The 24,032-nt window shown below is 55.0% G+C and carries 24 protein-coding genes and 1 pseudogene; 12 read left to right on the forward strand and 13 right to left on the reverse strand.

Translation table 11 applies throughout. The features are described 5' to 3' along the window. Positions 1-214 precede the first annotated feature (214 nt). Complete coding sequence (locus C7G61_RS43895; protein WP_145963606.1) at positions 215-394, reverse strand: hypothetical protein; 180 nt, start codon at positions 392-394, stop codon at positions 215-217. Here C7G61_RS43895 and C7G61_RS43900 point away from each other — a divergent pair. Next, the gene (locus C7G61_RS43900) at positions 393-674 is read left to right on the forward strand and encodes a hypothetical protein (RefSeq protein WP_145963607.1); all 282 of its coding nucleotides are present in this window, start codon (positions 393-395) and stop codon (positions 672-674) included. The two genes, C7G61_RS43895 and C7G61_RS43900, sit on opposite strands and share 2 nt — an antisense overlap. A 579-nt stretch (positions 675-1,253) precedes the next feature. On the opposite strand, the gene C7G61_RS44615 is transcribed toward C7G61_RS43900, so the two are convergent. Both C7G61_RS44615 and C7G61_RS14140 read right to left on the reverse strand, forming a co-directional pair. Next, the gene (locus C7G61_RS44615; protein WP_190241807.1) at positions 1,254-1,418 is read right to left on the reverse strand and encodes a hypothetical protein; all 165 of its coding nucleotides are present in this window, start codon (positions 1,416-1,418) and stop codon (positions 1,254-1,256) included. 173 nt (positions 1,419-1,591) lie between these two features. Then, on the reverse strand, positions 1,592-2,779 hold the full coding sequence (locus C7G61_RS14140; RefSeq protein WP_108514921.1) for a glycosyltransferase family 2 protein: 1,188 nt from the start codon (positions 2,777-2,779) through the stop codon (positions 1,592-1,594). A 181-nt stretch (positions 2,780-2,960) separates the two neighbouring features. Between C7G61_RS14140 and C7G61_RS14145 the strand changes: the two genes are divergently transcribed. Beyond that, a complete protein-coding gene (locus C7G61_RS14145) occupies positions 2,961-4,232 on the forward strand; it encodes a glycosyltransferase (RefSeq protein WP_108514923.1) in 1,272 nt (423 codons plus the stop codon). A gap of 104 nt (positions 4,233-4,336) precedes the next feature. Then, positions 4,337-4,494, forward strand: a pseudogene (locus C7G61_RS46015) (GDP-mannose 4,6-dehydratase); the annotation flags it as partial. Positions 4,495-4,522: 28 nt separating this feature from the next. Here the strand turns inward: C7G61_RS46015 and C7G61_RS14155 are convergent. The 5 genes from C7G61_RS14155 to C7G61_RS14175 all read right to left on the reverse strand — a co-directional run bounded on the left by C7G61_RS14155 (position 4,523) and on the right by C7G61_RS14175 (position 8,229). Then, entirely contained in the window at positions 4,523-5,179 is a 657-nt protein-coding gene (locus C7G61_RS14155; RefSeq protein WP_202975774.1) for a PEPxxWA-CTERM sorting domain-containing protein, read from the reverse strand. Positions 5,180-5,247: 68 nt separating this feature from the next. Further along, positions 5,248-5,937, reverse strand: coding sequence for a metallophosphoesterase (locus C7G61_RS14160; protein ID WP_108514925.1), 690 nt, complete (start codon positions 5,935-5,937; stop codon positions 5,248-5,250). A gap of 153 nt (positions 5,938-6,090) precedes the next feature. Next, positions 6,091-7,005, reverse strand: coding sequence for an exosortase V (gene xrtV, locus C7G61_RS14165; RefSeq protein WP_108514928.1), 915 nt, complete (start codon positions 7,003-7,005; stop codon positions 6,091-6,093). Positions 7,006-7,066: 61 nt separating this feature from the next. After that, complete coding sequence (locus tag C7G61_RS14170; protein ID WP_108514931.1) at positions 7,067-7,291, reverse strand: XrtV sorting system accessory protein; 225 nt, start codon at positions 7,289-7,291, stop codon at positions 7,067-7,069. A 65-nt stretch (positions 7,292-7,356) separates the two neighbouring features. Beyond that, positions 7,357-8,229: a SurA N-terminal domain-containing protein gene (locus C7G61_RS14175; RefSeq protein WP_190241808.1), complete on the reverse strand. Its 873-nt coding sequence runs from the start codon at positions 8,227-8,229 to the stop codon at positions 7,357-7,359. Between the two features lie 247 nt (positions 8,230-8,476). Between C7G61_RS14175 and epsI the strand changes: the two genes are divergently transcribed. Next, entirely contained in the window at positions 8,477-9,172 is a 696-nt protein-coding gene (epsI, locus tag C7G61_RS14180; RefSeq protein ID WP_108514933.1) for an exosortase-associated protein EpsI, V-type, read from the forward strand. 72 nt (positions 9,173-9,244) lie between these two features. Continuing rightward, a complete protein-coding gene (locus tag C7G61_RS14185) occupies positions 9,245-9,946 on the forward strand; it encodes a S1 family peptidase (RefSeq protein WP_244608286.1) in 702 nt (233 codons plus the stop codon). Here C7G61_RS14185 and C7G61_RS14190 read toward each other — a convergent pair. Further along, positions 9,940-10,740 (reverse strand): CpsD/CapB family tyrosine-protein kinase, encoded by an 801-nt coding sequence (locus C7G61_RS14190; protein ID WP_108514935.1) that lies wholly within the window; start codon positions 10,738-10,740, stop codon positions 9,940-9,942. The genes C7G61_RS14185 and C7G61_RS14190 overlap by 7 nt on opposite strands. Before the next feature lie 24 nt (positions 10,741-10,764). Beyond that, a complete protein-coding gene (locus C7G61_RS14195; protein ID WP_108514937.1) occupies positions 10,765-12,099 on the reverse strand; it encodes a GumC domain-containing protein in 1,335 nt (444 codons plus the stop codon). A gap of 248 nt (positions 12,100-12,347) precedes the next feature. On the opposite strand from C7G61_RS14195, the gene C7G61_RS14200 reads away from it, so the two are divergent. The 3 genes from C7G61_RS14200 (at position 12,348) to C7G61_RS43905 (ending at position 15,153) form a co-directional block, all read left to right on the forward strand. Further along, positions 12,348-13,184 carry an ExeA family protein gene (locus C7G61_RS14200; protein WP_108514940.1) on the forward strand — a complete coding sequence of 279 codons (837 nt, stop codon included), beginning with the start codon at positions 12,348-12,350 and terminating at the stop codon, positions 13,182-13,184. A gap of 111 nt (positions 13,185-13,295) precedes the next feature. Beyond that, positions 13,296-13,880, forward strand: coding sequence for a polysaccharide biosynthesis/export family protein (locus C7G61_RS14205; protein ID WP_108514942.1), 585 nt, complete (start codon positions 13,296-13,298; stop codon positions 13,878-13,880). A 31-nt stretch (positions 13,881-13,911) separates the two neighbouring features. Next, positions 13,912-15,153, forward strand: a complete 1,242-nt coding sequence (locus tag C7G61_RS43905) for a hypothetical protein (protein ID WP_145963608.1) — start codon at positions 13,912-13,914, stop codon at positions 15,151-15,153. 6 nt (positions 15,154-15,159) lie between these two features. Here the strand turns inward: C7G61_RS43905 and C7G61_RS14210 are convergent, their stop codons facing one another. After that, on the reverse strand, positions 15,160-17,547 hold the full coding sequence (locus C7G61_RS14210; RefSeq protein ID WP_108514944.1) for a tetratricopeptide repeat protein: 2,388 nt from the start codon (positions 17,545-17,547) through the stop codon (positions 15,160-15,162). Positions 17,548-17,589: 42 nt separating this feature from the next. Beyond that, the gene (locus tag C7G61_RS14215) at positions 17,590-18,756 is read right to left on the reverse strand and encodes a WecB/TagA/CpsF family glycosyltransferase (RefSeq protein WP_145963609.1); all 1,167 of its coding nucleotides are present in this window, start codon (positions 18,754-18,756) and stop codon (positions 17,590-17,592) included. A 297-nt stretch (positions 18,757-19,053) separates the two neighbouring features. On the opposite strand from C7G61_RS14215, the gene C7G61_RS14220 reads away from it, so the two are divergent. The 3 genes from C7G61_RS14220 (at position 19,054) to C7G61_RS14230 (ending at position 21,228) form a co-directional block, all read left to right on the forward strand. Further along, entirely contained in the window at positions 19,054-19,551 is a 498-nt protein-coding gene (locus C7G61_RS14220; protein WP_108514949.1) for a serine acetyltransferase, read from the forward strand. A gap of 163 nt (positions 19,552-19,714) precedes the next feature. Continuing rightward, positions 19,715-20,242 (forward strand): serine O-acetyltransferase, encoded by a 528-nt coding sequence (locus tag C7G61_RS14225; RefSeq protein ID WP_108514951.1) that lies wholly within the window; start codon positions 19,715-19,717, stop codon positions 20,240-20,242. Continuing rightward, positions 20,242-21,228, forward strand: a complete 987-nt coding sequence (locus tag C7G61_RS14230; RefSeq protein ID WP_108514953.1) for a glycosyltransferase family 2 protein — start codon at positions 20,242-20,244, stop codon at positions 21,226-21,228. Before C7G61_RS14225 ends, C7G61_RS14230 begins: the two co-directional genes overlap by 1 nt. A gap of 311 nt (positions 21,229-21,539) precedes the next feature. Here C7G61_RS14230 and C7G61_RS14235 read toward each other — a convergent pair whose 3' ends face one another. Next, positions 21,540-22,532: a glycosyltransferase 61 family protein gene (locus tag C7G61_RS14235; protein ID WP_190241809.1), complete on the reverse strand. Its 993-nt coding sequence runs from the start codon at positions 22,530-22,532 to the stop codon at positions 21,540-21,542. A gap of 315 nt (positions 22,533-22,847) precedes the next feature. Between C7G61_RS14235 and C7G61_RS14240 the strand changes: the two genes are divergently transcribed. Continuing rightward, positions 22,848-24,023 carry a glycosyltransferase family 4 protein gene (locus C7G61_RS14240; RefSeq protein ID WP_108514957.1) on the forward strand — a complete coding sequence of 392 codons (1,176 nt, stop codon included), beginning with the start codon at positions 22,848-22,850 and terminating at the stop codon, positions 24,021-24,023. The last annotated feature ends 9 nt before the right edge of the window (positions 24,024-24,032 follow it).

Consider the following 24,032-nt stretch of genomic DNA (forward strand, 5'->3'; position numbering starts at 1 on the left):
TTTAAGCCCGTTTAGACAAAATCTGGCTCTATTTGGTTTGGCTGACGCCATCCGGCGTGCCTTCTCGTAATTACGCAAAAAAGCCGCGATAACCATCGGGCAGGATTGATTCGGCCTTTAATCGCCCCCCCTTGAATAATTAATTCCATTTAATTTCCGCCCTTCCCCAGCTCTGTCGCCGGATCGCAAGCGATTGCCCGGCAACGGACTGGTTCTACCGCCGACCGTCCGGGCGGGACTTTGCCCCAGGACCACCGGGCTGGTTTGCCGGCAGGGCCGGATCGGGAACCCTTGTGAACTCGTTGGTCACGCCATCCGGAGCCGGCCCGCGAAAAACGAAGAAGCCGCGGTCGGTGACCACGATGTCCCCCTTCTGAAGCAGACTGTCGTTCATGGCCATTTCCGAGGCGATCCGCTCGGCCTCAGCCGCAGACGGTGGCGGCCGCCTGACGCGACCGCTCTCCTGTGCATACGCCGCTGCGCTCAACATCAAGGCGGCCGAGACGACGAAGGCTTTCCACATGGCTTTCGTACACACAGAAGCGGACGGCCATCTGTATAACAAGAAAAGCCGCTTCAGCGGCGGCTTTTTCCAGACCGTGGCCGAACGCTCAGAAATTCGCTCGAACCTTGGCCATTCCCGAGCATACCGTCGCGGCGAATCTGTTTTCTGAGCCCGTTCTCGGTTCGACGTCCGGCCGGCTATCAACCTTGTCCGACTGGCCGCGCAGGGCTCTTTCGAGCTGTCGCCAATCGCTCTCTTTGATCTCGGTCGATTCATTCAGCGCCGCAAGCAGCGCGCTCGTCAGCCTGTCCGGCATAGGCCCCATCCTCTCGTGCCATCCGGCAACCATCCCGGCGGTCACAAGCCCGAAGAAAAATGGCGACGCAACCCACCCCAAGGCGCTTATCGCTCCGACACTATCCAGAATGGGAACCCGAGCGCGCGGCGATTCGCAAGCCGGCTAGCCGGCCTGGCCGTATCTTTTCCAACTGGATGCCGAATAGTGCCCATAGCCGGGACTAGCCCTGGGGCCCGCCCCTGCTCGGGACCGCCGTGCACGGGACAGAGTATGGTCAGACTTGGTCCGGTCAGACTTGGCGCTGAACGCCGATGACGGAGATCCGGGAGCCAGCCAGCTAAGCCCCCAAAAGCCATCCCACGCCGGCAACTATCGCCCACAGCCAGCCAACCATGGCGATCCCGATTGCCGCCAGATAGAGCGGCGGAGCTAACCCCTGACGTAACTTCTTCACTGTGAACTTCGCAAAGCTTCCGCCTCGGACAAGCGCTCGCGAAGGCGTCGTAATTCCAGGTATCGCTCCGTAATGCTGACAACTATGGGCTTTTTCAAAGCCTTCTTCGGCTTCTTTGATTTCGGCAGATCATCCACCGTCGTGCGGCTGTGCGCTTTCATAGGTAGCCCCCTCCTACTGCCTGAGAAACTCAAGCAAACGATGTGCCAGTCAAACCAGGGTGATGCGACCGGAACACCAGACCAACCTTTGTCTGGAGCGTTCTTATTGAAGTTCGATAACGCTTGCGTGACCCATTTGGGGGAAGTCGCGGAAAAAACCCGCGGCGTGGCGGCTAGTTGGGGGTTGACCGGTCGGTCCGTATCCACTGGGATGCGGTGCCGCCTATCAACATCCGGCCGTAGAGCCGGATTTTTTTCAATGCAAAAGAGCCGAACGATAATGCCTCATGCGCAGGAAAAACCTGGCGCCCAAATCTAAACCAAGCCAGAACGACACATAAGAAAAATCCAACGAGATTGCCGCCCGCGATCACGGTGGGCAGCCACGGCCCTCCCAGCAGCGCAACAGACGAAGTCAGGACCATCGTTCCGACGATAAATAGCGCAAGGAGAGAGAGTGGCGGCACCAGAAGATCGAGCGCCAGCGCAAGGACGTTCAAGTCGCCGCGCACTAAACCGGTCACGAGAAGCCGCGGAACGAATTTTCCGATGGTGGCGAGATGACCCTGCACCCAGCGTTGACGCTGACTCTCAGTCCCCTTGGCGCTGGTCGGAAATACGCTGGTAACTTTCACGAACGGAAAGAAATACGGGGCTTGGCCGGTTTTCGCCAGATCGAGCCCTAGCTTCAAATCCTCCACCAGATGACTGCTCGCCAGTGGAACGGAGTTGATCGCATTCCAGGGAAACATCATTCCTGTCCCCATCAATTGAACAGGGCAATGAAGGTTTCTTAGTCCAAGCGGTCGAATCCAGTTTCTGAGAATCCAGGCGAACTCTGCGAAGCTGTGATTGACGGGCGAATTGTCAGCGCTTTGCATCATGAACAGCGCTTGTACCGGCCGCTGAACGCCGTGACAGACCCGCTTCAGCCCTTCGATCAGGTCGGCCTGGAGCCGGCAGTCGGCATCGACGAAGAGGACAAAATCGGGCGGGTCCTGGCTAAGATGGGTTATGCCCCACCCCATCGCGAATCCCTTGCCAATTCTTATGGGGTCGTTGCGGACTATGACCTCGGCGCCCGCTTCGGTCGCAACCACCGCGGTGTCGTCGGTGCAATTATCGGCAACGACGATAAGGCGGTCTCCAGCGCCAAGCTGCGCCTTGATATCCTGCAGCGTTGGAACAAGTCCCAAGCCCTCATTATGCGCAGGAACAATTACCGCGACCCGCTTCTTAATATTTAATTCTTTGACCTCGAAAGGCTCCAGCCTTGGCGCCTTGAGAGCTGCAATGACTTCAACCAGCAGGACAGCGACGGGAACGCTGAGCAATCCAGCCATAGCGGCCAAGATCAACATTTCACAAATACCGATCTCGAAACGTTTGACTTAACGCTTTTTCAAAAAAAGTGAGTATGAGGTCAGGAATAAATATCCTGTTTCCCCCTCAATTACTACTATATTTCTCAAATAGATAATAGGACGAGGGACCCGTATTTTATCGGGCCTATTTTCGGATAAGTCGGGCAGAGCACATTTTATGAAGATCGCCTATCTGGTTAACCATTATCCGGCGATCAGCCACAGTTTCATTCGGCGCGAAATACTGGCGCTCGAACGCCTCGGCCACGAGGTCCTGCGAATATCGATCCGGGGTTGGGCCGACGCGCAGCACGGCGCCGAAGATCAGCTGGAGCAGGCCCGCACGCGTTACGTCCTGCGCGGCGGCGCCGCGCCGCTACTCCTTTCATTCTTGCGCATTCTGGCCACCAACCCCGTCGGCCTGTTTAGCGCGCTCGTTCTGACATTAAAGGTCGGTTTGCGGGCGGAGCGTCCCCTCCCCGTTCATCTGATTTATCTGTTCGAAGCGTGTCAGGTGGCCCTGTGGCTGCGCAGCGAAAAGGCGCAGCACCTGCACGTTCATTTCGGAACCAATTCTGCCGAAGTAGCGATGCTGGTCCGCGAACTGGGAGGGCCGCCCTGGAGCTTTACCGCCCACGGCCCCGAAGAATTCGACAAGCCGAAGTTCATCTCGCTGCCTGAGAAAATCCGGCGGGCTCGTTTTGTCGTCGCGGTCAGTTCATTCGGACGGAGCCAGCTCTTTCGCAATGTCCCCCATTCTTATTGGCCCAAGATAAAGGTGGTCCATTGCGGGCTTGAACCAGCCTTCTATCAAACCGATGCCACCACGGCGGCGAGCGGCGAACGACGATTGGTTTGCGTCGGCCGCCTGTGTGAACAGAAGGGGCAGTTGCTCCTGATCGAGGCGGCGCGGCTATTGGCGGAGCGCGGGACCAGGTTCGAATTGGTGCTCGCCGGCGATGGTGAAATGCGCGGCGAGATCGAGGCGCTCCTCGCAAAGTACGAGCTGACGGGCATCGTGCGAATAACGGGCTGGATCAGCAGCGACGAAGTTCGCTCCGAAATTCTCGCAGCCCGGGCGCTGGTGTTGCCGAGCTTCGCCGAGGGCCTGCCGGTCGTCATCATGGAAGCCATGGCGTTGCGCAGACCGGTCATTAGTACGTTCGTCGCTGGAATCCCGGAGCTGGTCGAAACGGGGCAGCACGGCTGGCTTGTAGCTGCAGGGGATGTCGAGGCGCTGGCGCGCGCAATGGACGCCTGCCTCAATGCCCCCGTGGAAACGATGATCAGAATGGGAGACGCCGCGCGCGCGAAAGTCCTTCAACAGCATGATGTGGACAAAGAAGCGAGCAAATTAATCGATCTGGTCTCGCAGTCGTTGAGAGTATCTGATGGCGAGCCAAGTCCCTCAGAATTAATTCCGGAAGCAAGGCACCGCGTGAAAAGTTGACGTTGGCTTGGCCTTAAGCCGTAGCTTGCTCGCATATCATCGCATGAGCAGCAGCTCCGGCTGGTTCCGCGCAAGTGCTGAGGGGATCGGAGGTGTAGCGGCTCATGATCCAAAGCGGCGCGCACGCCGCAGGCGTCGCCGATCAGGACGGCGCCTATTTAGCCAAATACCCTGCTCCGCCTGGGCTACATCATAAACGATATCAAGCGGCGGTCGTCCTCGTTCAACACCGCGCATCGATCATCATTATCATGATCCGCATTCGGTGCGAAAGAAAGACACCGCCTCGCCTACGAGCCTGCTTGATCGAGCTGCAATGAGTCGCGCCGACGTCTTATCAGAGCAACACCCGCCAAACCAAGAAATCCTGCAATCATCATCGCCCACGTTGACGGCTCCGGGATCGCATTCACCTGGACTTGCGATGCAGTGGCCGCTTGTTCCGTGCTGTACTCTGCAATTTGCCCATCAGCACCGGTATTGGCGGGATCAGCTTGCCCGAGCAACGGCGACACAAAAAAACCGAAGAAACCATCCCCTGCCGCCAGTATCGTGCTGTAAGATCCATCGTATCCGTTAACCGCTTGAGGAACGAACTTCCTCGATCCAAGATCAAACCCGAAGTAGACATAGGCGTCGAGGTTGCCAACCCACGAATCCACAAAGGACAGGTCGTAAAACTTCCCGAACAGATTGATCGAAAAGGCACTCAAATCCGAATAGCCAATAGTCCCGGTAGCCGTTGAGTCGTAGCTAAAGGAGCCGCTTGCAATCACCGCGTTCGAACTATCGGAAAAGGTGAAGCCTTCGGTAACTGTCGCGGCATTTGCCGGGGCCAAATTAAACGCCAACCATAAGCCTGCAACCAAGCCAAAATTAAATCTCATTGCCAGCCCCATGACTTTAAGTCTGCCAGCAGCATTGAATAAGAAAGTGATTCGCGTCAACAAATTGCTCGGGCCAGACGCCAGCACACGTGAGTCAGTCCGGTCAGCATCGAACTTCCCTGAGTTTCTCAGTCCGACTTCGCTAAAGCTGCCGGAGGCCCAAAAACTTCCAAAAATTCAACGGCACCACCGTTCTGGTCGTCTACAAACACGCCAATCACCAGCCGGCCGGTGGTCCAGGCCATTCCGTCAAGGTTGGTCTTACCCTGGGTTACCACCGGTGCCTTCGGATCAGCGTGATGGCCGTGAACGACATGGCGCCGACCGTGACCGCCCGCAAAGCCCCTTGGATATCGTTTCCACAAGAGCGTCTGCTCATTTTGCTTTGAGAGCGGAATCCTGGGGTCGACGGCTGCATGAACAAAGACCCTCTGATGATCCACGTAAATCAGTGGAAGATCAGCTATCCAGTTCAGGTGCGCCGATGGAATGACCTTTAGATCGTCGACGGCGCCATAGGAGGCGAGCGTTTTGTCACCACCGTTCTCCAGCCACCAACTCAACTCGGCGAGATTGCGGCTCGTCGTCCACATCATCGCTTCGTGATTACCCTTGAGGCACAGCAGGTCCAGCGCGGAGGATTTCAACCCCATCAACCGCTCTATGACCTGCCGACTCTCCGGGCCACGATCAACGTAGTCTCCCAAAGTCACAATCTTGAACTTTTGACCACTTGAATGTCGCGTGATGAGATCGAGCGCGCCTTCCAGCAGATCGAGACGACCGTGAAGATCGGGTATCGCATAAGTAAGCGCCATGGCCCACCGACTCTTTCCCTATCGCAGTGGTCCATCAGGTAGTGCGGAACGAAACAATCGACAACCCAGGCCTGTCCAACGCTTTCGCAGAAAGGAATCGCCTCCCGGAACTGTCCAGCGGCGTATCACGGATCTGTTTGTGGGCGTTCTGACTTAGACGGCAACCTGCTGTTGGCGAGGACGCACATGAAGTCGGCGATAGGCCGCGATGCAAAGACCCAATGCGGCGTCGAGCAAGAAGAGCAGGAAAAGCGCAACGACGAACAAACTGATACCAGTCAAGTCGTGAACAATCCCGTCGAGCAAATCGGGACCACCGTAGTAGGCGATCAACACGAGCGCCAGAACACGGATAAAATTTGCAGCAATCGTAATTGGAATGATGGACATCAGAAGAATGACACTCCGGACTTTTTCCGACCACCGGAACGCATATGCGTAAAACACCCCGATCGCCGACAAAGCAAAAATCGAATTCATTCCAGAGCATGCGTCCTTTACCAGGAGCTGGTACGTACCGATCATGATCATGACGCCATTTTGTGCGACAGGATAACCCGCGGCATACAGGATGCCCGTCACCATATTGGAAATGAGCACTTTGAGCGGGACGGTCGCCGCGTCGATTATCCAGTCAGGCATCGGAACCGCGAAAAAAAGAAAAGCGATTGGAAATGCGAGGACACGGAGCGCTGGCCAACCAAGCAGGATCAGAATGCAACCAACGATCACCGGGATGATCGAAAACATTTCAAAGGTTACGAGCCCCTGCTGGAGTCGCGCCAGGAACATCAACACCAGACCAAACAAGAGCGCCATCCAGCCGACAATCGGAGCCGGCGAGGTTTTGACCAGCTTCAAGTTGGAGCGCGATTGCCAGACGAACCAAAGTGAAGCCGCAATGATGAGCGGGCCGTGGCCTTCTTGCTCGGTCTGCCAAGGTCCATCAATCAAATTCGAAACAGTCGGCGCGTAGGCAATAAGGACGCAAGCCACGAGCAGTCCCGACCAAAGCAAACCCGCTGAAGTATCCGATTTCGTGGGCTGGAACACTTGGGAGTAAGTCATCGGTGTTTCCAATTAAACGCTTCAAATAACTAACATTTTGCAGAAAGCTCAACAACCGGTTTTATTTCCGCAGCACAATCAGAGCCGGATAGATCACGCCCGCAACAACCAGCAGCAAAGCAAGGACGGTTGAACCGGAATTGCCAACCTGGTTTGCGACCGCAAATACGATACCCGCCAGCATAAAATGCATCAACGTACGGGTTTCGCGGTCCGTAAATTGAAGGAAAGCGATGACCAGTCCGACAAAGCAAGTTACGGTCACTACATCAAAGAGCGTTGCCATATCCTAGGCCTGCCAAAATTGAAAAACAGAAGGGGCGGGCGAAATCACTGTACACCAATCAGGCGTCAATTTTTTCCGTCCCCACCCGGCTTCATTATTTTGGCATATTCACCTTGATACCTTGCTTCGAGATTAGCCGAGTAAGCGGCCAAGCTGGTTTCCCCTTTTAGCGCCTCCGCTCTCATCATCTGCCGCGCGACATTGGCTGCGGCCTCCCCCTCAAGCGGACGCGCTTCTTCACCTTTCACCTTGAAGAAAATGCCGTTGGGACCAGAGCGCAGGAAGAAGACGTCCTCTGCCTTCTTAGCCTCGATTGTGCTATTGAAGTCTTGTGGAATATCGCCGCTGTTCAATACGCTCGTCTGGCGAGCGTGCGGTATACCCGCCGACGTCAGGTGCTGATCAACTTCGTCCAGCGTTTTGGCGTTCTTGTTGGCATCGACCACCGCCTGACCATTCGGTCCGAACGGAAAACCAATCTGTTCAACGCTTAGGATTTTTCTATTGGCAAATTTTCCCGGATTATTCGCGATGTACCTATCGACCTCCGCCTTGCCAGGGGCTTTGGAAGTTACTGAACGAAGCAGAATTGCGTTTTCCAGGACCTGCTCTCGCGCGCGCAACAAGTCCAGCAATACGCTCGGCTCGCGATCAAGCTTAGCAGCGAGCGCCCGTTGCAGCAGATACTTGCGAGCAACCAGATCTCCCACCACCTTCCTTACAACCGCGGGATCCTTCTGTTTGTCAGGCGGAATGCTGGTAATGCGCAGTTCGTTTTCGAACTCCTGCGTTGTCACAACTTCGTCGCCGACATGCGCAATGACCTGACCACGATAGGCCGCGGCTTCATCGGATTTCTTGCTGCATCCTCCGAGCACGGCTGCGCAAACGCCCAGAACTGCTGCAATATGAAAGAGCCGGACCGATAAGCCCTTCATCTCAAAACTCCGTGATACGACATGGCTTTGGCAGGCGGAAATCCTCTGCCCACTGGCAATAGCTGCTTACGCATTTACTCGTCGTGCGTCGAGACCAATGGCCATGGCGCTAAAAATTTCAAGGGTTTATGTTAATATTGACGCGGCACAAACCTACGTCGTTTTAATTGGAAATCACAGCCGTTCATGTATATTATTCTTTCCAAATACAATGATTTGGAATGCCGAATCCACATCGAGTTAACCAATGAAAATTAGTCGCATTCAGGTGATTTTGGCGAGCATCGCGCTTCTCGGTTCTGCGGCGCTTGCGGAACTGCTCCAGCCTCGCCAGTTGATGGCGAGAACAGCTGCATCGCCCAGTCTTGAAAGCATCGTGCCGCGACAATTTGGCACCTGGACGCTCGTCCCTGAAATTAGCCCGGTTAAGCCAACTGAGGAGTCTGCTGAGCCGGACCTGCTATCAGCCAGGAACTACAGCCAGGAAGTGGCACGCGGCTACACCGATGGCCATGGCAACATTGTCATGCTCATGGTCGCCTATGGTCCGGTGCAAAATTACAGGCTCAAAGCCCATCGACCGGAAATCTGCTATACGGCAAATGGATTCCGTGTCTTCGACAAGACCGATACGGCAGTCAGCTATAAGGATGGAAGTGCGCCTATCAAAACCATGCGGCTCATCGCCGAACGGGAATCTCGGTTTGAGCCTTTGACCTACTGGATGAGAGTGGGCAACGATATCTCAAACACCGTAGTCGAACATCAGCTCAGCCGTCTAAAGTATGGTTTGCGCGGCATGATCCCGGATGGTGCCCTAATCAGAGTTTCAACGATCGGTCTGCCCCGCGAAGCTTCATTCAAACTACAAGACCAGTTCATTAAAGACTTGCTTGCTGCCGTTCCCTCGAAGGAACTCAAGTTCTTTATCGGCGCGTCTTAACTTGTCGTCCGAATCGGCTAATGGTCGTTCCGTACATCGCCAGGATCCGCGGAGCTCGGATGTGAGTGTGCAGTGAACAAACTGTTCGCCCAATCTGTTTGGCCCAGGCTTTTCGTCATTCTGTTCACTTCGACCATTTACATGACGCCCTGCTGGGCGGAAGATTTCAGCGATTCGTTGCTTGCATACGCGGTCAACATCCACAGAACGCCAGTCCAATCATGGCCGGGCAATGGAATATATATTGGCCGCGGCTTGTTCCTTACGGCCGCACACGTGGTTGGCCGTGCGTGGATGACGAGGCCCAAGGTCGTGGTTGCCGGTCAGGGATATCCAACGCGCGTCATCAAGGAAGGCAGTCTTGAAGGAACCGATCTGACGCTCCTGGCAGTCAACGAGGATTTGCTTCCCTCCCGATTGAGCCTGCGTCGGATGACGTTGTGCAAACAGGCTCCCGTCCCGGGTCAACGCGTGGTGACCATCGTACCAGGACAGGTGGCGCATTCTCAAATCTTATCACCCGAACGGCTCCCGATTGAGACCCGACGTTTCAGTACTGTGATAGCTGACGTGGCTCGAACAGGAAATTCAGGATCAGGGGTTTTCGACACCGATCGTCGATGCCTGCTCGGCATCGTCAGCCGCAAAATCTCGAAATCGCAAAGCGGTCCATACTCGGGACGCACGAAGACGCAAGATATTGCCAAGTACTTTGTGCCAGCCGCCGAGATCGCCACTTTCCTGCCGGCGGGCATTCTCAATGAAGGTCAATAATATCCGTAGTAGGAGTCGGGGGTTTCCTGCGCCTTGTTCACCACAACGCGAATGACAGGGCTTCTTTGCAGATGTTTCTGACACTCTTTGACATCAGCAACTGTCGTGGCGCCAACGCCGGCAACGAGCAAGGTGGCATCCATTCGCGGCAGAATCGAAATCACATCATCGCCAAGCAGCATAGGCGGCAGATCAAAGATTACGATACGTGAACGAAACTCCCGTTTGATGGTCTGCAACAAGGTACCCATTGTTTGCGAAGCCATCCATTCGGAAGAACTCGATGATGATACTGTTCCGGGAAGAACCAGAAAGTTCGTGGGGCCGACGTTCACCTGCATGACTGCAGAGGAGAGCGGTGCACGCCCTTCCAGTACACTCATCACCCCCCCAGTGCCCTGAACGCCCAAATAATTTGCGACCGTTGGCCTGCGAAGATCCAGATCCACAAGCAGGACCGATCGCTCCGCCAAGCGGGCTATGCTTATCGCCAGATTGCAAGCTGTCACTGTCTTGCCACAGCCTGCCGTGGGCGAGGTGATCGCCAGGAACTGCCAGCTCTTCTTGTCCATTTCCTGCAAGATCTGCGTTCGCAGCATGTCATAGTAACGCCCCTGCGGCGTCGCAGAGTCCTGCGCCACGATCCGGGATCGTTCGAGATGCGCTGGACTCAATTGCGCGCCTCTGATCGCGGGATCGACTGATCCGCGACGAACCACTTCCGGTGCGATTGCGCTTTGACCGGGAGCATCCGCGGCCCTCGCAAGCTCAACAGCTTGTTTGATCGAATCCATTGTTCGAACTCCCGCCCCTTCAGCTCAACGGAACAAACCGACTCTCGCCTTCGCCATGACCAAATCAAGCGGAGGTAGAAAGAAGTAGACGCCAACGAGCGCGGCCGCCAAGAGTACGAGAGAGCAACTTACCAACGTGATCAGGCGTCGCCGTCGAAGCCGCGTTTCGGCCCCGGTGACAATGTATGGAATCGAGATAATCAGCTTGCTGTCTACGATACTATAAAGATCGCCAGCCCTGCGAATGGCCTTGTCTGAAATTTCTACTAGCAAGGCCAGGCCGGCGCCTGCGATCAAGGCTGCAACGATCGCCAGGGCCGCTATCTTGGTTCGATTCGGCTTAATTGGCTGTTGCGGAACTGCCGGCTGCTCGATGACCTCCAGCTTTTCGGACTGTTGATCCTTTTCCAGGTTTTCGCCAAGTCGTGCTGCCGCAAGCTTCGCCGAGGCGGCGTCAAGATTTTTCTGAAGCCCTTCCTGCTGTGCGGTAAGCGCATCGAGGCTCGCTGCGGCATTTGGATCATTGCCAACGACGGCAGGCGCTGTCTTCTCAAGCGCTTCGATTTGGCGCTTCAACGATTGAATACCGGGATGTCGATCCGAGTATAGCGCGCTCTTCTGCGTCAACTCGGCTCTTAGTTGGTCGAGTGTCGAGGGTTGATCGCTCTTTAACGGCTTACCTTGCGAGACTCTCAATTGAGCAATCTTGTTATCAAGCGCAACACCTTCAGCCTGTAATCTCTGAACCTCGCGCGCCAAAAATTTTGTTGTATCTGTCGCCCGGCTTGTCCTGTCGCGCAAATCTTCATTTAGAATGCGCGTCATCAGTTCGTTGGCCACACGCGACGCAGTATCTGGTTGCGGGTACTCAAAGCCCACCGAGAAAACGATCGTCGGGTTATCCGCGCGCGAGCGCTGCTTGAAATCCAGCTGAAGATCGACCGGCGCAAACTTTGTATTCTTCTTCATCAGGTCTACGAGTTCGGTTACTGACATCAGCGACCGCTTTTCCGGGAACAACTGGAATTTGTCGGCGATGGCAATCAGATTGTCGCGCGTCATGGTACGCTGCTGAATGACCTGAATGCGCTCCTGCGCTGCGCTCGTCACCGTTGGTCGGACCAGCTCCGAGGGAATCTGCTGCGACTGAACCAGGATCTTGCCTTCGGACATGTACGTCGGAGGCCACAAATACGCCCCCGCGATACCCGTGGAAGCAATGACGACAAAGGGCAAAATGAAATAGGGCCACCGGCGCTTGAAAAGCTCCCAGTAAAATGCCGGCCGCAGTAGATAACTGCGGTCCTCCTGCAATTCCTGATAGTCGTCCTCGAAATCAACTTTCTGAAGCATGGTCATCCAACATCAGTCTATCAAGAGACGGCAAGGTTCGCATCTGAATGCTCGCGGTTCAACATATCATCAATCGACATTAATTTTAGTTAATAGTTACGAATCAATCGGATTTGCCGGCTCATCGTTAATGTGCAGGTCACAACCAGTTCCACTGGCACGATTTACGCAGTTTGAAGAAACCGCGGCTGCGGCGCGAAGTATTCGTTAAATTGAGCTATAAGCCAACCGCAGTGCCGGTCTAAGGAACATCAATGTACGAGGCATTCTATCAGCTACGGGAGAAGCCATTTTCGATCCTTCCCGACCCAGACATGATCTACTGGGGCAAGATGCACTCGATGGCTTTCACGATGCTCGAGTTTGGCGTCATGAACAACGCTGGCTTCACGGTGATCACAGGTGAAATAGGTTCCGGCAAGACGACACTCGTGAGGCATCTTCTCAAGAAAATTAGCCCCGCTATTACGGTTGGCTTGATTTCGAATTCGCCGCAGGGGCGCGAGGAACTGTTACAATGGATCCTGATGTCGCTCGGGCAGCCCTTCGATGGAAACTATCCAAATCTTTTCAAGCACTTGCAAGATTTTCTGTACGGCCAATACGCGAATGGGCGAAGGACCATTCTCATCATTGATGAGGCGCAAAATCTTGAACCGGAAGCGCTCGAACACCTTCGGATGCTGTCAAATATCAACGCCGACAAATTCCAGATCCTGCAATTGATCTTGGTGGGGCAACCCCAACTCAGAGACCTCCTGCTAGCCCCATCGCTGCACCAGTTCGCGCAGCGGATCTCTTCCGATTTCCACCTTAGGCCGCTGGATGAGCGAGACGCCACAAACTACATCGCTTTTCGCGTGCAAGCGGCAGGATCACCCCGACCACTTTTCACCCAGGAGGCTTGCGCGCTCATTGCCGGCGCTTCTGGCGGAATCCCGCGCATGATCAATGTTCTTTGTGATACCGCCCTGGTGTACGGCTTCGCCAACGATCGAAAAATCATTTCAGATCAACTGGTTAGAGACGTCATTGCAGACAAGCAACAGTACAGCATTTTTCCAGTGAAGAAGGTTTCCAGGGTTCCTTAAGTATTTGAAATCTATTATTTTCTAATCCATTATTTTCTAAGTCGGCTACGTCGGAAAAGTTAACGCTGCTCCCGCAAGCCTGCCTAGCCGATGCTGATGAGGGGATGAGCAATGCGGGTTTTTTTGGTCATATTTTGCCTGTTTTTCTGTGTTTCTGCAGCTGGTGCTCAGACCCTGAAGTCGGGTGACACACTAACGATTACGGTCTTGCAGGATCCGAAACTCGACCGCACCGTGGTAGTCGATCCGGCAGGCGAAATTGCCTTCCCGCTTGCCGGCCATGTCCGCGCGCGAGGCCTGACGGCGCAAGCCGTCGAAAATATCCTGAAGGCCAGGCTGAAGAACAACTACAAAGAAGAAAATCTCGATATCACAGTCGCAGTCGCGGCTGCGCCTAAGGAAATTCCCGAGGAAGATCTCAAGCCCAAGGTTTTCATCACTGGCGAGGTCGTCCGACCGGGATCCTATGTGGTTCGGCAGCCGACCACGCTGATGCAGGTGATCGCTCTAGCCGGCGGCGTTGGCCCGTTTGCAGCAAAAAGCCGCATCCAGGTGCGCCGGCGTGGGTCGGGAGGCGACGAGACGATCTTCATGTTCAATTATAAAGCCTACGAAGCCGGCAACGACCTCGAGGGCAATATCAAGTTGCGCGCGGGCGATGTAATAATGGTTCCAGAGCGGGGATTCTTCGACTAACGATTCATCCCCTTCCAAAAGGCGCCCCGCCGTGAAGCGAACAGCCATACTCGTATCCGTATGCTGCGTCACGGCGGCATCGAGGGCTTTGGCTTTCGATTGGTCAATTAAAACGACTCAGAGTGAAACGGTCGAATTAAACAGCAATCAATTCTTGCGCACGTCACCGGCCGCTTCTCTCGGCTCTTACTCGACGCTTACCGCAAACGCTGAAGCTCGAACACCTACTTCGCGCTTCAACATTGACGGTGATGGATCGTTTAGAAAGTACTGGGGGCCAGGTGTCGAAGGTGCGCCTTCGGAGTCCCTCACCTACGGGTTTCGCGCGCGTTACGAGCAAAGAGAGAAAACGCGGTCCGATCGCGAGTTCGTAGAGGCTGAGTGGCGGCAGTCGAGTGCAGCCTTTGCTCTTTTGAACGAACTCGGCGTCGTAAGCAACGTTGGCGGATTTATTGACCGATTGACGGGCACGGGCGGTATCGATCGCTCAATTACTTCCAGGGACAGCTTATCCCTGTTAGCCACGTCCACACGAACCAGCTATGAACCCTCCACGGCTGGAACGCCATTCACCGACACCTCGGCGCGAGGAGTCTGGAGGCACTCTCTAAACCCGATAACCTCCATCAACCTTTCGTCGGAGTTTGAGCTCCTTGACTATGGCAACACGTTCAACACGAGCATTCAGATCTACCGTAACCAGATAGGAATAGATGCAACGTTATCGGCCGTACTCTCATTTAGAGCAAATGTCGGTGCTGTCTATATTGCGACCGAAAACGGTGCATCAACTTCTGTAATCGCTGGCGTCCCATCCACAACGCCCGTCTCGGGCTCGGTCGCCGATTGGATTGGCAATGCCGTCCTGACCTACCGTATGCTTAAGAATACGACCCTGGCGATCAATGCAGTCCAGTCGGTCGGGCCAAGCGTCGTTGGCTCATTGTTCAAGCGAGACTCGATTTCAGCCAATATCACACAGGTTCTCAATTCAAGATCAAGCCTGACTTTGTCGACGGGCATAAATCGCCAAATATCGACTACAAGCACGGATTTCGCTTCGGCGTCAGCGAGCTATAATTACAGTCTGACGCGAGAATGGCTGGCGCAACTGAGCTATAGATACCTTCATCGATTTGCCAGCAGCGGCGCCAGCACAAATATCGACCCACTAACTGGAACGCCAACTGTTTCAGGTACCGGGCCTGCGGACTCCCATAGCTTGATGGTGGTCCTCACACATAGCTATACGCTGCTGCCTGCAGGAAACTAGCGCCGCTCATTTCAGAGCTGCACGAATGCTCTCCTTCAGAGCTGTGCCATCCGGCTCAAGGGAAAGCGCCATCTTGAGCTGTTCGGCGGATTTCTCCGGCATTCCAGCTGCAGCATAGCTCATGCCAAGGTGATAGTGAGCAGCGGCCAGGTCTGGTAACTTCTCGGCGGCAGCTTCCAAAGTTGAGACGGCGCCCTTGAAGTCGCCGCGTCTATATTGGGCCCAGCCGACCGTATCCATGAATTGTGGCACACTCGAATTCTTCAGCATCTCCGCCAGGGAAAAGGCCCGGTCAAGGCTGGCGGTGTCCGACCGATAATCGAGAAGTAGACTGACCAGATTGTTAATCGCCAGCAAAGAGTTCGGCTGATCCTTTAGAATAGACTCATATTGCGCGATGGCAGCATCGTTAGTGCCCCTGCTAATCTGCAGTGACGCAGAAGCCAGACGAAGGTTCAGATCGTTTGGTAACTCCTTCAAGCCCGCCTGAAGGATATCTCCGGCGGCATCGAAGTTCTTTTGGCGGACGTAAATCTCGCTCAATGCACCGTAGCTGACGGATTCCCTCGGCTGCTGAGCGATCGCCTCCTTATAAGCCTTGATTGCTTCATCATCGTTCTTCTGTGATGTCCACACCCGACCAAGCAACACAAGGATCTCTGCGTTTGCAGGAAGTCTTTTATTCATTTCCTGCAAGAGGGCGACGGCCTTATCCGCCTTGCCCTGCCTGACATAAGCCGAGACCAGCGATACCACGGGCTGAACAGCGTCCGGCGCGGTACGACGAGCGCTCTCCAACGCAGCAATGCTATCGTCGATCTTGTTCTGTCCAGCGAAGGCTGAGGCGCGAATCTGATCCGCCAGCGCGGGACCGTCCTTGATCTTCTCGATCCTATCGGCAACATTCAGTGCACCGGACCAGTTCTGTCGACTTAATCTGACCTGAGCTAACGACGAGAAAAGCTGCAGATTGTTGGGGTACCGATTTACGGCTTCAGCCAGCATGTCTTCCGCCCGGGCGGGATCTCCTCGGCGCTGCAGAAATCCTATGTACCGAAGCATGATCTGGGGATCTTGGTTAGCAGCCTTCAGTGCATCGGCGTACTGGCGATCCGCTAATTCGTTCTTTCCGGCGCGTTCATATGCCGAAGCCAGCAGGATCAACAAGTCCGGTGACTTCGGTTGATCATTTAGCGCTTCGCGGAGATCCGATATCGCGTTGTCAAATTGGCCACGATCAATATTGATGGCCGCGCGAAGTCGCAAGGCACCCGCATTGCGACGATCTTTGCCGAGGACTTCCGAAATGATCGGCTGAGCCGCCGCAACTTCTCCCCTGCCGACGTGGATTTCCGCGAGCTTGACCTGTGCTATCGTCTTCTTTTCCGGTGAAGGCGCTGACTGGGTAAGGGACCGCAGCGCTTCAGTCGCTTCCTTGATTTTGCCTTGGGCGATGTCCAGTGCGACGAGCGCGAGCTGATAGTCGAAGGTGTCTCCCCCAGCCTTTATCCGGCTATCAAGTTCTTTGCGTACTGCATCCGGGCCCTTCGTGAGGCTGAGGAAGCGAACCAATTCGAGACCGGCTTTAGCATCGTTCGAATTAGCGTCTGCTCTGGTACGAAACTCCACCTCGGCTTCATCGAACCGTCGTTGCGAGACCAGCAATTGAATGAGCTGGGCCTGATAGCTCTGCTCTTTGGGATTGAGTGAGATTACTTTGCGCAAAAGGCGCTCCGCTTGGACCATATCACCCTTTCGGGCATAGGCCTGTATTTTCAGCAGCGAAGTGCCCGTTGCGTCCTTTTGCTCCAGATTGAGCGGATCGAGCATCTTCAGCGCGGCATCAGCATCACCCTCCGAGAGTTTCCTGGCAGCAAGCAGAGTGACAGCGTCTACGTTTTTCGGGTCAATTTCGAGCGCGCGCTGCGCCTCGCGGGTCGCGCCCGAGCTATCGTTCGCTCGCGACAATACCATTGCCCTCAACGCGTGGAGCTGCGCGCTCGGACTATCCTCTTTTGCTCCATCGAGGACACGAGCTGCCGCATCGGCAGCGCCGCCGGCCAACATTATTCTGGCAAGGCGCAGTCTTGCGTCGAGGTCGTTCGGGTCAAGTTCGACTATCCGGCGCAAGTCAAGAAGGAGGGATGTCGCCTTGGTGCGCTCATCAACGCCGGCCAGCGCCTTCCAAACTTCAACCTTGTCGCTCTTGTATTTGACAGCCTTGAGAAGTTCGATACGCGCGCCGAGATCATCGCCCTTCTCAATCAGGGCCATCCCGCTTTCATAATAGCGCTGCGCGTTCTGCTCCGGAGATCCGCAGCCGGCAAGTAGCAAGAGAGCCAGCGCTGCTGATAACCGGTAGCTGCGAATATTTCGAACCCGCGGTAGCTTCATTTCGTATCTTTCATTTAGGACACAGAGCATCTTGGGCAACGGTCAGGGTGAGAGCAGGTAGTCAAACCTGTTCAAACTGAACATCCGCCTTACTTCAGGGGACATACCCGCGAAGACCAGTTTCTTGCCCCGGCTTGCAAGACATTTACGAACCATCAGAAGCAATCCGAAGAACCGCGGATCGATGCCATCCGTATGAGCCAGATCAACGATAATTTGCTTGCTGGTCGCAAGAGCAGCCCGAAACTGGTCAATTGCCTGGTCAATGTGGTCGATCGTAGCAGATCCCGACAATCGCAGTGTGACGAAGGACGGATCGGCGGCGGCCTCAATGGTGAGGAAATTGGCGTTGGCTCGGCGGGCAGTAATCGCGAGGGGCAGCACGCAGGTGACAAGCAGCCTTAAAAGAGCTTTCCCGTCGTTCCAGTAACGACGCCAAAGATAAGGTTCTTCCTTGATACGCCAAAGCCATTCGAATCCGGTACTCCTGAGAAGCTGTGGCGCTCGTTTTACGGTTCCAGCCTCGAAGTTAATGGTGGCGCCAAACTGAGCACGAATCGGCGGTTGCAGTCGGTGATGATTGTAGATCAACCATTGCTGGGCTTTCTCGGCACCAAAGAACAAGGCCAGCAGATCGGCGCCGCTCGCGTTGATTGCGTCGATGATGCCCCGGGAACTCATTTGTTCGAGCGTTCCAAACCCTGGATTGAGCGCTCCAACACACTCCAAGCCGCATTTTTCCGAATTGAGTTTGGTACGCACCCTTTCAGCCGCACCTTCTGCACCCCCAAGCAGAAAAATCTTAAGCGGGCGCCCTGCCCGAACCGTCGATTTCAGTTTCACAAAAAGGTCAGCCCCTGCTACGCGCTCATGTACCGGAACGCGAAGCAGCTTCGCTATCCAGATAAGCGGCATGCCGTCAGCCAAACATAAGTCGCTTGCCAATATGGATTCTCGGAAGTCGACGTTAGTCTGGCTTTTGACAAGGAAATTGACGTTTGGCGTAGAAACAAGAAAGGGCGCAGACGCGTCCTTTGCGGCATCCATTGATTGGAGCAAATTTGCGAAATTGATCGCATCAATCGGCAGACCCAGCAGGCCATAGACATCTCGGTCCAGATCGTCGGAATTCCATCGCTCCCTGAGGCTCTCCTCGACGTTCTCTCCGGGCGCTGAACCGCCGTCGGAAACCCGCAAAACCTTTAACATCACAAACACTTTCTTACGAAATACCCATCAACGGACGGCGAAATCCGAATGCAATGCACGAGCCGCGGCGACGATTTACTACCAAATCCTTAACCGGTAAAATCGTTTTAGTTTATGTGATTAATTACTGTGGCGCCTATTAAGTCGGCGTGGGGAATTTAACTAATATTATGAAAACCTTACCACCCATCTCAATTCTGTATCGCAGGGACCGGGGAATCTCCATATAAATCAGGATTGTCACCCAACGAGTCGGCTAACCTCCCAGCACGGCTACCTCAGAGATTAAACGAGCCAATGAACCAGATCAGCGCCGATATTCCAGATTGGACGCGCGAGGTTCCAAGGCAATTCTGGGATCCTGGGCGGAAGCTCCTTCTGTCCGTCCGACGCTATCAATTTTGGCGCGCTCGCGGCGGCCTCCTCGGTCATTTTTTCTGCAAAATTCTTGTCCTGCGCCACCGCTTTTGGAGCGTCGTCACCGGCGCAGATATCCCGCTAACCTGTCAGATCGGCGGCGGCCTCCTCATCCCACATCCTAACGGCATTGTTATTCATCCCGACGCGAAAATTGGCGTCAACTGCCTGATCTTCCATCAGGTGACTTTGGGCCACCGCGAGCAGGGCGGGGTTCCCGAGATCGGAGGTCACGTTGACATCGGGGCGGGCGCAAAGATCCTGGGTCCTGTCCGGATCGGTCCTCATGCTCGAATTGGCGCAAATGCGGTAGTCATTACCGATATCGACAGCCACGCGGTGGCAGTGGGATTCGGCAAGATTTACCACCCCGGATAACAGCTTTCCCGGATTGGGTTTGATCAGATCACGATGCTTGGGTCATCATATATTCATGGATTCTTTGAGCGCACGAATACTCGCGACACTATAGGCTGGATTTGTAACTTGACGGAGCGCGCAACTTGCAAAGCTCTGCGCACCTTCCGGATCGGCGACGTTAATGTTCGATAACATCCGCAGTGATTTTCGTGCTCACGGTCGAGATTGGGGCGCCCAAGGATTTTGGGTAATGATCGTATATCGGTTTGGCCAATGGCGCTATACGGTGCGGCCGAAACCGCTCCGAAGACTTTGCTCGCTGACATACAAAATCCTCTTCAAGTTGGTGCAGATCGTAACGGGCATCGAGCTACCGTGCGAAGCGATCGTGGGACGCAACTTCGTCATCGACCATTTCGGCGGTATCATCGTCAGCGGCTATGCGCGCTTTGGAGATAACTGCAGAATCCGCAACGGCGTCGTGGTAGGCCTCCGCCGGATCGAGGAGCCCAGCGCGCCGGTCATCGGCAACAATGTCGATATCGGCGCGGGAGCAAAGCTGCTTGGCCCAATCAAGATTGGAGATAATTCGATCATCGGAGCGAATGCTGTCGTGCTCGTGGATGTCCCCGAAAATTCCATCGCGACCGGAGTTCCGGCGATCATCAAACCGCGCCGGTCATCGTCTTTGGACCTACACGATCACTGATGCGGACGTCCGCCTCATCCCATTTTGGTGTAGTCGCGATTGGGCGCAACGAAGGCGAGCGCCTTAAGCGGTGCCTCGCTTCGGCTTCGGAGGCCGAGTTGATCGTCTATGTCGATTCTGGCTCGACCGATGGATCCGTTCAGTGGGCGCGTAGTCGGGGGGTGACGGTGGTTGCGCTCGATATGAGCAGAGCATTTACCGCCGCCAGGGCACGCAACGCCGGCTTTGCGCGCTTGAAGCAATTAGCGCCCCATCTGAACTACGTGCAGTTCGTGGACGGGGATTGCGAGCTAGTGAAGGAATGGCCGCATCGGGCGGTCGAATTCCTGCAAGCGCACGACGAGGTCTGCGCGGTATTCGGGCGCCGACGCGAACGCTATCCGGATCGATCCATATACAACCGTATCTGTGATGATGAATGGAACGTTCCGGTCGGCATTGCCCGCGCCTGCGGTGGTGACGTGATGATGCGCAGACAGGCGCTCGAAAAGGTGGGCGGATATCGCGAAGATTTTATTGCGGGCGAGGAGCCTGAGCTTTGTGTTCGGCTGCGCTCGGTCGGATGGAAGATCTGGCGCATCGACCACGAAATGACATTGCACGACGCCGCCATCACCAGGTTTGGGCAGTGGTGGCTTCGTATGGTTCGCAGCGGCTATGCGTTCGCCCTTGGACGTCAGGTGCACGGATCACCACCGGAACGGCTTTGGGTGTGGGAAAGCCGGCGCGCTTGGATATGGGGAATGGGGATTCCCGCTGTCTGTGCGTTGGCGGTGGCTCTGTTCGGATTGCAAGGTCTTGCGCTTCTCCTCGTCTATCCGCTGCAACTCTTGCGCCGGGTCCTCCGACTTTCGGGAGCTTTGAAGAGCCGATTTCAGTTTGCTATCCTTGAGCAGCTTGCGCGACTAGCAGAAAGCATCGGACAGATCAGATTCCTGCGCGATCGCCTCACCGGTCAACACAGCAAGATATTGGAATACAAGTGATGATCGTATGCTCGGCTTAAGCTACGCACCACCGTCGCCCATTTTCTTCCGCCAGTGTTTTTCGCCCTGAACAAGCGGAACCCGAATGACTTTTGTGCCCTGATCCATCGAGCCCAACTATTCAGGCGGCTGAGCCGCGTAGTTCACTCGATTGGGAATCGCCCCAATTTCGGAAAGCCCAAAGGAGAGAGAGAGAGAGAGAGAGAGAGAGAGAGAGAGAGAGAGCGCTACTCGTCCTCGTGCTGGGTAGGCCGACAGCGCTTTTTTACAATGTACTCAGGTAAAAAACCTATCCAAACAGGTACTGACGATCATCGTGACAGGGACGTCTCCAAACAGTCCAGGGTCTTAAGCAACCGATCGGGTTGCAAGCTAAAGCCGCCAACAGCGGGGTCTCCAACCACGTAGCCAAAACGAATAGCGTTGAAACTCGTCAGTACCCTGTGGAAGGCATTAAAGCGGTCAGGTGGCTCGATGACGAGGATCCCTGAACCTTCCGGAACAGTATAATGTGCATGGTTAATTGCAGATCCCTCTACGGTGATGACAATCCTTGCCGAGCCCAATGCATCTACGATTTCTTGTGGCGACAGGAGTTCGGGCTCGATGACGACGAACCCACGAGCCACGAGCAAATCAGAGATGGCCTGAGCATTGAGCAGTTCACGGGGAGACCCCCGTTTACCGCGCGCCAGAAACACATGAGTCGGACCGCGAGACTTCACTGCTGTTCGGACCCGCGTACGGAGTTCTTGGAATCGTTTGACCCAGCCAGCGTTAAGTCCACGATCGTCAATCACCCATAAGCGCCCTACCCGGGCAAAGGAAGTCTGCGTCACCTGTCGGCTCATCATCTTTCGATAGCCCGGCTCGTGCATCCACGGCGCTTTCTTAAAGCTCAATGGCGTGAGCCCACGGTGCTCCGCAAGTAACTCCAATGTTAGCGCTTCTCTCAACCAGTTCCCAAAATAGATACTGGAGGAGGCATAAGTGCAAAGCTGCGCTTCCGAGAACTCATCATACGGTCCGGTCAACACAACCCGCTTTCCACCGGGCCGAAAGGTTTCGTAAGCTCCAGACGAATACAGTGTATGATCTGCCAGAATGGCGTCACCGATGCGATAAGCGACCGTCGCCCCATGACTGAAAGCAGTATCTTCGGTATAACTACGTTGCTGGGTAAGAGTTGAACTTGGCTCGACCTTTACCACACGGTCAAACTCGCCAGGAAGCGCAACTGCAGGTGGGGCCCGACTTTGATCGGCAGGATGCAACTCAATTCGCTCAGCGGCGATGTCCTTCATTCGCTGGGCAAGGTCAGCCCTCCCGCGAATTCGCGCCGTTAACGGCAAAAGACTATACCTCGACAACATCACGCCCCTGCTTCGCGCGCTCGAAACATCACTTTAAATTCCCAAACTTCGCTAACACTTCCCCGAAACTGAGTTCGCAGGGAAAGTTATTGTACTACCAAGCGAGGCGGGGTTACGATATCAATCGAGTTTTCCCCATCGAGTGATACCAATGAATGAGGACTTCATCGCCGCAAGCGTCTTTACCTTCTCCGCTAGTTGCCGCCGGCGGCCCCGTATATTGAACCAATTTGCTGAACGTGTGAAATGAGTTTACGAATCCTTTTTGCCGCAGGGCCAGGGAACGTCATCGAGGCTCATAGAAACTGGCGTGCCGGCAAAGCCGAGCCGAGCCAAATGTCGGTAACCTTCTCGAGCGAATTCGAGTCGCTGTGCGTCGAGCTCGGCGCTTCGGCATACATCGTATCTTCCAACGGAACTCCCGGTCTTCTGAAAGACGGCCAATTTATCATTGAACACCGGCCCAAACTACAATCCCCCCGACTGAACTATCATCTTTCTGAACTAATGTATGCTGTTGGGCTGCTGAGGACGGCGCGTCAATTTCGCGCTGACTATGCCGTTCTCCAATCCGGCACAACCCATTACTTTGCCATGTCGATCTTTCGACTGTTTGGTATCAAGGTTATCCCTGTACTCCACAATACTCTATGGCCCTCGGGATTTCCGCCAACCTCTCTAGTTCGTCGTCTCTTGCTTATCCTGGATTCGATTTTTTTCAGATGGCTGGCGACCGCGACTCTGGGCGTTTCACCAGCGTGCCTGCGTCAGGTCGATCAAATTACGCGCAGCAAGTCGGGTCCTTTGTATCCATTCACGATACAATTTCAGCCCGAACTCTACCACCCCGCGGAGCCGCCGAGCTTTGACTCTCCGCTACGCCTCCTCTTCGCTGGGCGGGTTACCGCTGACAAGGGCGTTTTCGACCTGCTGCACATCATGCAGAAGGTCGACGCCAGACTTCCTGGCGGCGTGAAGCTGGACATTTGCGGCTCGGGTAGCGCTCTGGATGAACTGAGAACGCGATGCAGCGAGCTTGGGCTCGACAAAGTGGTTGCCATTCGTGGCTGGACAGAGCCCGAACAATTGCGACAGTATATTCGATCGAGCCATGCCTCGATTGTACCAACGCGCAGCGGCTTCGCGGAGGGAATGGCAATGACTGTGGTCGAACCCATTCTTTTGGGACGACCGGTCATCACCAATCCAGTCGTGCCGGCATTGGAGGTGCTTAAGCTCGCCTGCATCGAGGCGAAAACTGATGATATCGGGAGCTATGCGAACGAGATCGTGAAATTAGCCGAATCACCTTCGCTATACGACCAACTTGCAGCCGCCTGCCGACCACTTCGCCAACAGTTCTTCGACCGTTCGCGGTCGTTTCAAGCCGCGCTCGGAGCTGCTATCCGCAATTCACGCTGAGGGCCCGTT

Source organism: Bradyrhizobium algeriense, from assembly GCF_003062295.1.
Taxonomy (GTDB): Bacteria; Pseudomonadota; Alphaproteobacteria; order Rhizobiales; family Xanthobacteraceae; genus Bradyrhizobium; species Bradyrhizobium algeriense.